Consider the following 13535-nt stretch of genomic DNA (forward strand, 5'->3'; position numbering starts at 1 on the left):
CCACTCCTCGGTGTTGGTGGACGCTTCGTGGCGTCCTGGGCGACTTTAGTGACTGCGGGGATGCGGTACGGACAGCGCAGGGTCACTGTCTGGTCAGTACCACCAGTTCCGCGTCGTAGTGCGCGCTCCAGGTGAACGGCAGCCCTGAGTGCAGCAGATGGGCCCCGCTGAGGACGGTGCCGGTCGCCGTGTCGGCGTACCGCGCCCGCGGATCGAGGCCGCGCAGCCGCAGCCGGGACGCGCGTCCCGGTACGAGCGGCGCGCCGTCGAGCCGGCCGGTGTTCCACGCGGTGACGACGACGCGGGCGCCGCCCGGCTCGTCGTACTGCACACCGCAGGTGGCGTCGGCCGGTGTGTTGAGCAGCCTGATCTCGCCGTGGTGGATGACGTCCCTGATGTCCTTGTAGCGGGCCACCCACCCGGCGGCCTCGGTGCGTTGCTCGGGCGTCCAGGTGCGGATGTCGGCGCCGATGCCGAGCACGCCCGCCATCGCGTTGACGAAGCGGAAGCCGAGGGAGCGCGGGCGCGGGTCGAAGACGCCGGGCGAGTCGGTGACCCAGGAGCTCATGGTGTGCGGGGCGTGCGCGTGCAGGTAGCCGTACTGGATGGAGAGCCGGTCCAGCGGGGCCGTGTTGTCACTCGGCCAGACGACGTCCGTACGGGCGATGGTGGCGTGTTCGATCCGGGCGCCGCCGCCCGCGCAGCCTTCGACGGTGACGTCGGGGTGGTGGGCGCGCAGATGGTCGAGAACCCGCAGGTAGCCGGCGACGTGCGCGGCGTCGAGGTCCTGTTGTTCGGCGGGGCCGCCGCCCGGCCTGCCGCGCTCGGTGGGCGGCCGGTTCATGTCCCACTTGAGGTAGCTGATCGGGTGGTCGCCGAGGAGCCGGTCGAGGGTGGCGAGGACGAAGTCCTGCACGTCGGTGCGGCCGAGGTCGAGGAGGAGCTGGTTGCGGACGAGGGTGGCGGGGCGGCCTTCGACGCGGTAGACCCATTCGGGGTGCCGGGCGTACAGCTCCGAAGCGGGGCTGATCGCCTCCGGCTCGACCCAGAGGCCGAAGTCCATGCCCAGCGCGCGCACCTGGCCGATGAAGTCGTCGAAGCCTGCGGGGAACGCCTTCGGGTCGGGGGTCCAGTCGCCGAGGCCGCCGGTGTCGTCGGCACGGCCGGGGAACCAGCCGTCGTCGACGACGAACAGTTCGGCGCCCATGTCGGCGGCGAGCGAGGCGAGTTCGAGCTGGCTCGCCGCCTCGACCGCGAATCCGGTGGCTTCCCAGGAGTTGTAGAGCACCTTGCGGGGGCGGTTCATCCGGTCGCCGGTGAGTCCGCGCTCGTAGCGGTGCCAGACGCGGGCCAGCCCTTCCAGTCCGTCCGGGCTGAAGGCGCAGGCCAGGCGCGGGGTGGTGAGGGTGGCGCCGGGGGCGAGCCGGACGGCGCCTTCGTGCGGCACCCGTCCGGCACGCACGCGGAGGGCGCCGCCGGGCTCGGCGTCGGCGGTGATGTGCCAGTTGCCCGACCACTCCAGCGCGATGCCGTAGGTGGGCGTCGCGCCTTCGGCCGGTGCGGCGGCGTCCTGGACGGCGAGCCACGGCGCGTACGCGTGGCCGGGGACGGCCTGGGTGGAGCCCATCTCGAAGCGCCCGCGGGTCAGTTCGAGCTGGGTGCGCTGGAACTCCCGCGACCACTGCCCGCTGAGGTAGGTGAGCCGGGCGGCGTCGGCCGCGGGGATGTTGACGGCCGCCGAGTCGAAGCGTTCCAGCCGCAGTTCGTCGTCGCCGACGCAGGTCAGCTCGGTCCAGCGGAGGATGACGTCCGTGCCGGCGACGGTCTCGTAGCAGAGCGCGGCCCGCAGGCCGAGGGTGTCGTCGGTGAAGACGAGCCGCAGCGCCCGGTCGGCGTCGGCGCTCGCTTCGGTGAACCGCCAGTAGACGCCTCGTTCCGCACCGGGGCGCTGGGCGACCAGGTCGGCGCCGTTGAACGGCCGCAGCCCGTACGGGATGTACTCGGCGGGCGCCAGGTCGGCGGGGGTGATGAAGTGCGTACGGCGTGACCAGTCGAGCGGCGAGGGGCCGCTCTCCACCCCGTGCGGGCCCCAGGCCACCAGTTCGGCCCACTGTCCGGTGTCCGCGAGGGCGACCTCGTAGACGGTGTGCTCGGTGCGCAACAACCAGCTTTCCCGCGCGGTCACTTGACTGCTCCCAGATTGAGTCCGGCGACGAAGTGGCGCTGGAAACGGAGAAACACGATCACGGTCGGCGCCGCTGCGATGACGGACCCGGCGGCGATGACGTTCCACATCGACACGTACTGGCCCTGGAGTCCGATCAGCGACGCGGTGATGGGCATCTTCGTGTCGGTCCGCAGCACGGTGATGGCCCAGAGCAGGTCGTTGAAGATCCAGGTGAAGGACAGCGCGCTGAGCGCGGCGAGCGCGGGCGTGGTCAGCGGCATGATGATGCGCCGGTAGATCTGCCAGGGCCCCGCCCCGTCGATGACCGCGGCCTGCTGGATCTCCGGCGGTATGGACCGCATGAAGCCGTGCAGGACGAAGACGTAGAAGCCGACGCCGAAGCCGACCTGCACCCCGATCAGCGCGTAGAGGCTGTCGTAGAGCCCCAGCGACTCACTGATCTTGGAGACCGGGATGAGCAGGATCTGCGGCGGCAACAGGTTGCCGCCGAGCATCAGCAGCAGCAATGTGCGGCGCAGCGGCAGGTCGTAGCGGCTCAGCGCGAACGCGGCCGTCGAGGCGAGCCCGAGCGAGAGCAGCACGGTGGGGATCGTGACGATCAGGCTGTTGATCAGCGCGCGGCCCTGGCCGCCGTCCACCCACGCCTGGCTGAAACCGCTCAGGGTGAAGGAGTGCGGCAGGCTGCCGAGACCGTGGGCGGCGATGTCGTCGAAGGACCGGGTGCTGGTGACGAGCACGAGCGCGATCGGCACGAGCCACAGCAGCGACAGCGCGCTCGCGCTGACATGAAAGCTGACGGTCCGCCAGGCGCGGCCCCGGCTGCGGCGGTTGCCCGGCGGGCGCTCGCGCACGGCGGGTTCCCGCTCCTCGCCCACGGGCACGGTGGCGGAGGCTTGGGTGACGGCCATCAGTCGGCCTCCCGGAAGGCGCGGACGAGATACGACACGATGACCCCGAAGGCCAGCACGAAGATCACGACGGCGAGGGCGGATCCGTATCCCAGCCGCAGCGACTGGAAGGCGGTGGAGTACATGTAGGTGCTGAGCAGTTCCGACGAGTGGTACGGGCCGCCTCGGGTGAGCGCCCAGATGACGTCGAAGGAGCGCAGCGAGTCGATGACGATGACGGACAGCACCACCGCGTTGACACTGCTGAGCTGCGGGATGGTGATGTGCCGGAACTGCTGCCAGCGGGAGGCCCCGTCGACCTTCGCCGCCTCGTAGAGCACCGGGTCGATGCCCTTGAGTCCGGCCAGGTAGAGCACCATCACGTAGCCGATCTGCCGCCACAGGGCGGGCACGATCACGGCGTACAGGGCGGTGTTCTGGTCGGCGAGCCAGGCGTGGGTGAGGCTGCCGAGGCCGACCCCTTCGAGTGTTTTGTTGATCAGCCCGTCCGGCTGGTACATCGCCTGCCACACCAGGGCGGTGGCGGTCAGCGAGAACACCACGGGCAGGAACAGCGCGGCCCGGTAGAAGCCGACTCCCCTGCGCTCCTGTTGGAGCAGCAGCGCGGCGCCGAGTCCGAGGATCGCCGACAGGCCGCCGAACAGCACCAGCCACAGGACCGTGTCGAGCAGGGCGGTGCGGAAGACACTGTCCCCGAACATCTCACGGTAGTTGCCGAGCCCGACGAACTGCGGGGTCGAGACACCGTCCCAGTTGGTCAGCGAGAGGTAGAAGCCCTGGATGGCGGGCCAGAACACCCAGAAGCCCTCGGCCAGCAGCGGGACGAGCACGAAGGCGAGCACCACGGGCGGGACCCTGGTGGCGCCCCGCATCCGCCGCGGCTTCCGTACGGCAGTGAGCACCGCCATCTCACTGGCCCCAGATCTTCTGCGCGTCCCGCTGCCAGGTGGTGAGGATCGAGTTGATCTCCTTGGGCTTGGCGAGGAAGCGGGTGAGCGCGGTGTCGGCGGACGGCTGGAGCGCGTCGCTGGAGTCACGGTTGAAGAACTGCGTGACGTCCGCGGCTCCTTCGATCAGCGCGCGGCCCTTCTTGACCAGCGGGGTGCCGGTGTCCTTGGCCTTGGGGTTGGTCGGCAGCGAGGTGCCGGACGAGCCCTTGAGGTAGATCTCCTGCGCCTCGGCGGTGGCCAGGTAGCGCATCATTTCCTTGACCTCGTCCTTGCGGCCGGTGCGGGCGCTGGCGAAGTAGCCGTCGGTGGGCCCCTCTTCGGCCAGCGGGACCTTCGGGTCGATGACGGGGAAGCGGAAGAAGTCGATGTCGTCCAGCTCGGCCTTGGGCGCCGAGTCGGCGAAGAACGTACCGATGAGCATCATCCCGGTGCGGCCCTGGAGGAGCGCGGTGGTGGCGTCCTGGAAGGCGAGCGCCGTGCCGTTCTTGTCGAAGTAGGGCAGTGCCTCGCCCCACCGGTCGAAGACCTTGTGGACCTCGGGGTCGTCGAAACGGTGCTTGCCGGCGAGCAGATCACGGTGGTACTGGGCGCCGTTGATGCGGATGTTGAGGTAGTCGAACCAGGAGGACGCCACCCAGGCGGTGTTGCCGCCGGCGCCGAGCCCGATCGGTGCGACGCCCTTGGACTTGAGCTTGTCGCACAGGTCGAGGAACTCGTCCCAGGTCTTGGGCTCCTGGACGCCCCACTTGGCGAAGTTCGACTTCCGGTAGAAGACGCCCCACCAGTAGTACGTGGCCGGCACGAAGACCTTCTTGCCGGCGGACGAGGTGCAGAGCTTCTGCTGCGCCGCGCTGTAGCCGGCGAACTCCGGCTTGGTCCATATGTCGCTGACGTCGAGCAGCAGGTCCTTCTTGGCGTACGAGTCGGCGACCGAGCCGGGGTACCAGGTCAGCAGGTCCGGCGGGTTGGCCGAGGTGAGATACGTCGGCAGCTGGGTGCGGAACGTCTCGGAGGCGACGGTGTTGAGGGTGGTCTTCGTGCCCCCGCGCTTGTTGAACGCCGCGACGAGGTCCTGCATGGCGGACTTGGCCAGCGGCGAGGAGAGGTTGGACTGCAGGGTGACCGGGCCGCTGCCGGACTGCTTCTTGCCGCCGGAGGAACTGGCGGTGACGCAGCCGCTCATCAGTGCGGCGGCGCCGACGGCGCCCGCCCCGGCGAGAAAGCCACGACGGCCGGTTGGTGTGCTGATCATGGAAGAACTCCCTATCCGCCCGCCGAACGGAGCCCGACCCCCTGACGGTGGGCTCTCGTTCGGCGGATACAGACTGACCCGGGATCGGGCCAGCGTCAAGATTAATTACTAATTTATTTCCGCTTGGTGAAGACGGTCCGCGACTCCGCGGAACGCGGTCAGCACACTGCCGTCCGCTCCCGCCGCCGCGCCGAGGGAACCGTCGAAGACGGCGCTCGCGAAGCCCGCCCGCTGCGACCAGCCGCTCCAGCCGCCGACCGTGAACGCCTGCTGCCAGAGGGTGTAGTCACCGGCGCGGGCGTACAGATGGACGGTGTCCCCCGAGGCGACGAGCGTCGGGCTCCCGCTCACCGTCCCGCCCAGCGAGGTCCAGTCGGACCAGCTGCCGGAGGTGTCCCGCACCCGCTCCCACACGGCGTCGTCGTTGGTGCGTACGGCGACATGGATCCGGCCCGCCGAGTCGGTGGCGGCCGAGGGCGCGCCGTACACCGTCAGCCCCGACGGCGCTCCGACGGAGGTCCAACCGCTCTGCGCGGTGCGCGAGATGACACTGCCGTCCGCGCCGTGCGCGAACAGCGTCCAGTGGTCCTCGTCCTGGAAGGTGACACTCGGCGCGTCGCCCAGTGTGCCGCCGAGCTTCTGCCACCGGCCCGGACGTCCGTCGGTGACGACGAGCCGGTAGGCGGCGTCGTCCGTGCCGCGCACGAAGACGTCCGTACGGCCGGGGGCCGGGCTGTAGGCGGCGGGCGAGCCGAGTATCCGGCCGTGGGTCGGGCCGCCGAGGTTCGTACCGGCCGATGACCAGTGGCCGTCGCGGCCGGTCTGCTGCCGCAGGGATCCGTCGGAGGAACGGGAGTACACGCTCAGCCTGTCCCCGTCACGGACCAGCGCCGGGGTCGCCGTTGAGCGCGTACCGAGCGCGACGCCGGGTGCGTCGTCCGTGCCGGACAGCCCGAGGAAGGCCGTGCCGTGCGCGGGCACGGTGACGGTGTACGAGCCGGTGTGGGCGCCCGCGCTCTTCCTGGCCCGCAGGTCACGTACGGACACCCGGCCGGTCAGCCCGGCGTCCGAGAACCGTACGGTGCGGGCGCTCGCGGTGTCGGACCGGTTGAGCAGGACCACGGCGCGCTTGCCCGATCCCTGGAGGACCTTGCTGTACACGTCGCCTGTCGCGTCGGTGGCGACCCGGACGCCCTGGACGGCCAGCGGGTCCTGGTCGACGGCGACGATCTCCGGGTTGGTCAGTGTGTCGATCATCGCCTTGGGCAGGGTGCGCGGATCGGAACCGATGATCAGCGGAGAGGCCATCTCCGCCCACATCACCAGCTGGGTGGTCGACTCCTCCTGCGAGAGTTCGTACGAGCCGTCCGGCATCGTCCGCATCGGGATGAGGTAGTCGGGGTCGTTGTAGTGCCCGGGGCCCTGGGCCTCCGGGTGCCAGGCGTTGGCGTCCATGTTGCGCAGGACGTTGGGCCATTCGCCCGCCGTCGGTGTGCCGTACGCGATGTCGGTGCCGGTGCGCCAGGAGTCGGCCGTCGTGGGCCCGTACGTGTAGGCGTTGTGCGCGTCCTGGGCGGGGGTGTGCGGCAGACCCCAGTCGTCGGTGAGCGGGTTGCAGAAGTTGAGCAGCATCGGCCGGCCGGACTTCGCGACGGCGTCGCTGAACTCCTTGTAGGCGGGCCCCGGGTCGAGCTTCTCCGAGATCCCGCACAGGAAGTCGACCTTCACCGCGTCGATCTTCCAGCCGGCGAACTGCCGCGCGTCCTCGGCGTAGTGGCCCCGGCTGCCGAGTCCGCAGCTCTTGCCGCCGTCGTAGGTACCGGCGTCGGTGTAGATCCCGGCCTTGAGGCCCTTCTTGTGCAGATAGCTGACCAGGGCGGGAATGCCGGAGGGGAACCGCTCCGCGTTCGCCGCGAGCCGCCCGTCGGCGTCACGCGGAGTGTCGGCCTGCCAACCGCCGTCCAGCCAGACGATGTTGTAGCCGCTGTCCTTGAGCCCGCTGCTGACGAGCTTGTCGGCGACGCTCTTGACCTGGTCCTCGGTGGGCGCGCCCAGGCCGTAGTAGGTGTTCCAGCCCATGTAGGGCGTGGGGGCGAGGCCGCTGTCGTAGTACGCGGGTGTTCCCTGGTCCTGACCAGGTCCCGCCGGGTGGTCGGTGGCGTGCGCCGCCGGCGCCGCCACGCCTGCGAGTGCCGCCGCCACCACGGCCGCGGCGGCGCGCCGGGCACGCACCATCCCTGCACGATGCGAAGTCACTGATGTCTCCCGAGAGTTGGGGTCGCGGGCACCGCCGTACCCCGGAAGCGGGGGCGGCGGCGCCACGACGAAGACTGTGACCTCAGCTCCACATCGTGTCAATGATAATTACTAATTAACTTAAAAACGGTGCGTGCTGCCGCTCCCGTAGTCCGTGTACGTGTAGGGGTTGTCCGGCGGCGCGGAGCGCGGCGTGCGAGCTGTTCGAACTCGGCGCTTACCCGTTCCTCACGCCGACCCTGTTCATCGGCATGTTCGAACGCGATCACGCCGAGCCGCTCGGCTTCCAACTGGGGTACGCCCGGCGCCTGTCGCACGTGGAGATGCCGTACCCCGGCATCTCCACCTGACAGGCGCCGGAGCGCATACTCAGGCGCGCGTCACGGTCGCCTTGCTGTTGTATCCCTCCGTACGCAGCGCCGGGCGGCCGGAGCGCAGCGCGTCGGCCGGCCAGGACACCGTGACGGTCTGCGACTCACCGGGCAGCAGCCACAGGTAGTTGTCGCCGTACAGCGTCGGCAGCACCCGCCGGCCGTTGTCGGCGTCGAGCAGCGAGACCCGCACCATGGAGGCGACGGCGGAGCCCCGGTTCCGCAAGGTCACCGTCATGGTGCGGCGCGCTCCCGACTCCGTCCGCGAGACATGGCCGAGGTCAGCGGTGACCTTGACCGGCTTGGTCGTGTTCAGCGCCTTCATGTCGGCCGCGTCGCGGTAGCGCCAGTAGGTGTTCTGCGACAGCGTCCTGCCCCTGCTGTCCTCAAGTCCCAGCCGCAGCAGGTGCAGTCCCGGCAGGTCGGCCCCGAAGGCGACGGTGAAGGCAGCGCCCTTGCCCGAGGCCGCGACGTCGAGCTTCGTCCGGCGCGTCGAGCCGAGCTGACGGCCCGACAGGTCGTACAGCCGGGCGGTGACCGTCGCGCCCTTCAGCGCCTGGGCCGTGTGGTTGACCGCCTCCACCGCCCACTTCACCGGGTCGGCCTGCACGTGGACGGCCTCGCACGCCTTGCGCGCCCCGTAGTAGGTGCCGTTGACGTCGAAGTCGTAGTCGTAGGTCTGCCATACGGTGCTGTGCCAGGCCGGATGGGACATCCAGAGCATCAAGCCGCTGGCGTCCTTCCACAGGTTGGCGTTCCACGCCTCGAACATGGCCCTGGTGTTCTCGTAGTTGACGAACTGGGCCTTGGTGGTGAAGTCGTCGAGGTCCTTCGCGGTGTCCAGCCGGGCCTCGATGGCGGCGCGGTAGTTCTGCGGGGCCTGGTTCCCCCGGGTGCTCCAGTCGTGGTAGTACCAGGCGTCGCCGATCGGCCACTCCGGCTCGTCACCGACGAGGCTGCGCATGCTCTCCGCCGTGGACACCACGGGCATACCGATCTCGGTGTGGAAGCCGAACGAGCCCGAGCCGTAGGTGGACGGGGAGAAGTAGCTGTCCGGGTCGACCCAGCCGTAGGGGCCGCCGCCGGTGATGATGCCGCCCGCCGAGTTGTTCTGGTAGAAGATCCCCGGCGCCTGCGACTGGACCGCCTCGCGCATCCCGCTGTCGATCGCCGCCGGCGGGTTGCCCTCGTTGGCACCGCACCAGAGCACCACACTGGGGTGGATGCGGTAGCGCAGCACGGTGTCCCTGGCCAGGCTGTTGAACGCGTCGTGGTCCGGCGGGTCCATGCCCCAGGCGTTGGGGAAGTCGTTCCACACCAGGATGCCGTACCGGTCACAGCTGGCGAAGAACTCCTCGCGGTCGCTGCTGCCCAGCCAGTTGCGGATCATGGTGAAGTTCATGTCCCGGTGCATCCGCACCGCCGTGTCCATCCGCTCGGCGGGCATCCGGCGCAGCAGCTCGTCCCAGCCCCAGTTGCCGCCACGGCAGAAGACCCGCACACCGTTGACGCTGATCTTCAGCGGCTGCGGGGTGTTGTCGACGGACTTCACATCCGTCCAGGTCTGTCCGTCGTCCGAGATCCGGACGACGAACGTCTTGGGGTAGGCGGCCTCCCACACGACGACCACCCGGTCGAAGTCGACGGAGGCGCCGAGGTCGACCTGGATCCACTGGTCGTCCTGGTACGCGGAGGACCAACGGGTGCTGGAGCTGCCGTCGGTGGCGTTGGCCGCCTTGTTGTCGCCGTCCTCGGTGGAGGCGGTGGCGGTCTTGTGCAGTGCGAGGTCGGTGCCGGCCTTGGCGCTGTCGACGACCGACAGGCTCCACAGGGAGTTGCCCCAGCTGGTGGCGCGCGCCCCGCCCTCGATGCGTACGTAACGGGCCTTGCGGGCGCCGATGTCGAGGTTCTGCAGGCTCGCGTCGGCGCTCTGGAACGGCAGCGGCACCGCCGAGTTGTCGACGGACGCGGCGTCCGTCCAGCTGTCGCCGTCGTCGGAGACCTGCACCACGTACGTCTTCGCGTACGCCTGCTCCCACAGCAGGTCGACCCGGTCGAAGGAGGCGGAGGCGCCGAGGTCGACCTGGATCCACTGGTCGTCCTCGAAGGCGGACGCCCACCGGGTGTTGGCGTCACCGTCGGTGACGTTGGCAGCGCCGTGGTCCGTCTCGTCCTCGGACGAGGCGGTCGCGGTCCTGTGCAGGGCCAGGTCGGTGCCGGGCGACGCGCTGTCGAAGACCGAGAGGCTCCACAGCGACGAACCCCAGCCGGTGGCGCGCGTCAGGCACTTGACCCGTACGTACCGTGCCTTCCTGGCGCCGAGGTCTACCGACTGCGTGTACGCGTCGGTGCCGTTGCCGAACGGCAGCGGAATGTCGTACTCGTAGCCGAACTGCCGGATGCCGAAGCGGGTGGTGCGCCGGTCGCTCTCCGAGCCGCCGACCGTGGCGACGAGCGTGAGGTCGTGCAGGGCGGCCTCGCCGTACCCGTTGGGCCACCACAGCTTGGGCTTGCGCACCGTGAGCCGGGCGAAGTCGGCGGGCGCGAAGGTCACATCGGCGCTGCCGCCGCCCGGCAGGGTGACGGTCCGCGAGACGCGTACGTCGTCGAAGGACGCGGTGACGGTCACCCGGCGCTCGGCGGAGTCGGCGTTGCGCACCGGCACCACGATCGTCACCTCGGCCGTGCCGGTGTCGGGCAGGCCGGGCAGTGCGGTGTCCACGCGCGGGTCGCCGATGACGGCGTGGCCCGTGGAGCGCAGCCGTACGTGGTTCCAGATGCCGGAGACCCGGTCACGCACGGCCGGCATCCAGTCCCAGCCCGAAGCCGCCAGGTATGTGGGCGAGTTGCGGTTCATCATGTTGGCGCCCGCGTCCACGAACGACAGCCCCTCCACACCCTTGTCCGTGGGACTGCCGGGGAACGGCATGGGCGTGATGCGTACGGCGAGGGCCTGTTCGCGGTCACCGGAGGCCAGCAGGGACGTCACGTCGTGGGACGAGCGGGCGAAGGGATACGTCAGCCCGCCCACCTGCTTGCCGTTGAGCCAGATGTCGGCCTTGTGGTTGACGCCGTCGAACTCCAGCCAGACATGCCGTCCTGAGCCGGTGCGCAGACCGCGCGGCAGCCGGAAGCCGCGGCGGTACCACCACGCGTGCCGGGAAAGGGCCTCGGGGACATGGAGGTTGTTCATGCCGGCGACGGGGTCGGGCAGTTTGCCCTGGTCGACCAGCGAGCCGAGGACCGTGCCGGGCACGGTCGCGGGCAGCCAGCTGCTGGTGTCCACGTCGGCGGCAGACAGCTCCGCGCCGCCGCCGTCGGCCCAGTCGTCCATCGTCAGGGTCCAGCCGGACTCCAGCGGTACGGTGCCGTCGTCGGCGACCTGCAGCGCGGGTGCCTTGTGGTCGTGCGTGCCCCAGTCGGTCCAGCCGGTGGCGGCGGGCCGGTGGCCCTTCGCCGTACCGAACACCTCGAAGCCGTTGAGGCCGAGCGGGTTGGCGTTCGACCGCTTGGTGACGGTCATCCGCACCCAGCGCGCCGTGGCGGGCTTGGCCAGCTTGATCTCGGCGACCCCGCCCGCACCGGACGTGGTCTCGTACACGGTGGTCCACTTGTGGTGGTCCGGCGACGTCTCGATCGTGAAGGCCACCGCGCAGCTGGACAGGATCTCCTGGCCGGTCGTGCCGTCCCGCGGACTGCCGCTGGGCGACGGTACGAAGACCGGGTCGTCCTTGGTCGCCTCGAAGGTCAGCCGTACGGACTCGACCTGACACTGCGCCTGGAGGTCGACGGATATCCACTGCGGATCGCCGGCGGCGGCCCGCCACCCACTGCCCCGGACACCGGTGGAGGTGAGCTTGTCCACCGCGAACTCGGCGGGCGCGGGCGCGTAGTCGACGGACGAGACCTCGACCGGCCGGTAGGCGGCGAGTTCAGCTCGGGACGCGGCACCGGAGGCCGGCGCGGGCCCGGCGGCCTGGCTCGTACCGGGGAAGGCGGCCGCGAGCCCGAAGCTCGCCAGCAGGGTCGAACCCGTTGCGACAACGGATCTGCGGGAAGGGTGAGATGACTGGTTCGGCATGTGCAACGTGATCCATTCCAGGCGGCCCTCAAGAAAACAGACGGCCTGCACCAGCCGCCTGACAACGTTGCCATAGGCTGTATTCCGCCGAAGCTTCTGTCAAGAGTTGGCGCGATGACGCCCCGTAGCGGCCGGCCGGGCACCCGAGCACCGGCCAGGCCGGCCGTCGGGCTGCCGTGCCGCCGTACGCGCCGGGACCCGTTGGCTAACTGCTGACCATGCGGTGCAGGCGTTAGCCGCCACGCCGAGTGTCGCCGTTCGGACCCCGGACAAGGCGCTCCTGAAGGCCCGTCCCACCCTCCGGCTAATGGTTATACTTTTCAGATGACCATTGGGCCGAGCGTGGACGAGATGCAGGCGGCGGGGTTCCCCATGGGGGGCGAGCCGGCGGTCGCCCTCGACCTCGTCGACACCCTGATGACCGCCGTCACCCCACCGGTCGACCTGCTCGCCGCCCCCGGCGCTCACGACACGTGGTGGCGGCTACAGCTTCGCCGGCTGCCGCCCGGCCCGCCGCCCGAGCCCGCCGCCACACGCCGGCTCCGCACGGCGATCAGAGACGTCTTCGACGCACACCTGGAGCAGCGCTCGGCCGCCGCCGTTTCGGTGGACGACATCAACGCGGCGACGGCGGCGGCCCCGGTGAGCCCGAGGCTCGTGATGACCGGCGATGGCCCTCGGGGCGAGGCGCGCTGGCACACCGAGTACGGCGGCAACGCGGCCCTGGCCGCCGTGGCGGCCGAGGCGGTCGAACTCGTCGCGGATCCCGCCCGGTCGGCGCTGCTGCGCCGCTGCGCGAATCCCGCCTGCTCCATGCTCTTCCTGGCGGAGAACAAGCGCCGCAAGTGGTGCTCCAGCAATGTCTGCGGGAACAGGGTCCGGGTGGCCCGGCACTACGCCCGCGGCCACGCGGCCGGGACCTCCACCGAGATCTAACCCGTACAATTACTTTTACAGGTTGCAAGAGCGAGCATCGTCAGAGGCCGGGAGGGCGCGTGTGGAGATCGGAACGGCCCAGGAAGACACGCTGCTGTCGCTGCTGAACACCACGCCGGTCGTGGACGGCGTCCAGCAGGACCTGCTGGCGAGCCCGGAAGCCGCCCGGCGGTGGCTGCTGGAGCACGGTGGCACCGGATCGGTCAGGGAACAGCGCGCCGTACGATCGGTGCGCGACGCGCTCCAGGACCTGGTCAGGGGCGAGTCGGAGCCCGGCTCCCTCGCCGCCTTCGTCTCCGGTGTCAGCCGTCGGCCCGTCGTCGGGGACGACGGTGTCACCTGGCGGCTGGACGCCCCGGCCGACCGCAGGACGGCGGCGCTGGCGGTGCTGGCCTGGGGCCACGTCCAGCAGGAGAAGCCCGGCCGGCTGCGCCCGTGCGCCAATCCCGACTGCCGGCTGTTCCTGCTGGACAGGAGCAAGGCGAACCGGGCCCGCTGGTGCTCGATGACGGTCTGCGGGAACCGCATGAAGGCGCGAAGGCATTACTCGCGCGTGCGGGACACCACCGCGGACGACGCCGGCTGACCGGTCG

General features: G+C 70.3%; 8 protein-coding genes. 2 read left to right on the plus strand and 6 right to left on the minus strand.

Annotation, left to right across the window (positions count from 1 at the left end; all coding sequences use genetic code 11):
• Positions 1-82: 82 nt before the first annotated feature.
• From OHS57_RS06390 to OHS57_RS06415, 6 genes are all read right to left on the minus strand, one after another.
• Positions 83-2185: an alpha-galactosidase gene (locus OHS57_RS06390; protein WP_328581326.1), complete on the minus strand. Its 2103-nt coding sequence runs from the start codon at positions 2183-2185 to the stop codon at positions 83-85.
• Positions 2182-3096, minus strand: coding sequence for a carbohydrate ABC transporter permease (locus OHS57_RS06395; protein WP_328581327.1), 915 nt, complete (start codon positions 3094-3096; stop codon positions 2182-2184). Before OHS57_RS06395 ends, OHS57_RS06390 begins: the two co-directional genes overlap by 4 nt.
• Positions 3096-4004 (minus strand): carbohydrate ABC transporter permease, encoded by a 909-nt coding sequence (locus tag OHS57_RS06400; RefSeq protein WP_041991885.1) that lies wholly within the window; start codon positions 4002-4004, stop codon positions 3096-3098. Before OHS57_RS06400 ends, OHS57_RS06395 begins: the two co-directional genes overlap by 1 nt.
• A gap of 1 nt (position 4005) precedes the next feature.
• Positions 4006-5298 (minus strand): ABC transporter substrate-binding protein, encoded by a 1293-nt coding sequence (locus tag OHS57_RS06405; RefSeq protein ID WP_041991883.1) that lies wholly within the window; start codon positions 5296-5298, stop codon positions 4006-4008.
• 108 nt (positions 5299-5406) lie between these two features.
• The gene (locus tag OHS57_RS06410; protein ID WP_328585009.1) at positions 5407-7533 is read right to left on the minus strand and encodes a glycoside hydrolase family 27 protein; all 2127 of its coding nucleotides are present in this window, start codon (positions 7531-7533) and stop codon (positions 5407-5409) included.
• Positions 7534-7923: 390 nt separating this feature from the next.
• Complete coding sequence (locus tag OHS57_RS06415; RefSeq protein ID WP_328581328.1) at positions 7924-12006, minus strand: discoidin domain-containing protein; 4083 nt, start codon at positions 12004-12006, stop codon at positions 7924-7926.
• A gap of 324 nt (positions 12007-12330) precedes the next feature.
• Between OHS57_RS06415 and OHS57_RS06420 the strand changes: the two genes are divergently transcribed.
• Together OHS57_RS06420 and OHS57_RS06425 are read left to right on the plus strand one after the other, a co-directional pair.
• Positions 12331-12942, plus strand: a complete 612-nt coding sequence (locus OHS57_RS06420; RefSeq protein ID WP_328581329.1) for a CGNR zinc finger domain-containing protein — start codon at positions 12331-12333, stop codon at positions 12940-12942.
• Between the two features lie 61 nt (positions 12943-13003).
• A complete protein-coding gene (locus OHS57_RS06425) occupies positions 13004-13528 on the plus strand; it encodes a CGNR zinc finger domain-containing protein (RefSeq protein WP_328581330.1) in 525 nt (174 codons plus the stop codon).
• Positions 13529-13535: the final 7 nt, after the last annotated feature.

The sequence above is a fragment of the Streptomyces sp. NBC_00370 genome (assembly GCF_036084755.1).
Classification (GTDB): domain Bacteria; phylum Actinomycetota; class Actinomycetes; order Streptomycetales; family Streptomycetaceae; genus Streptomyces.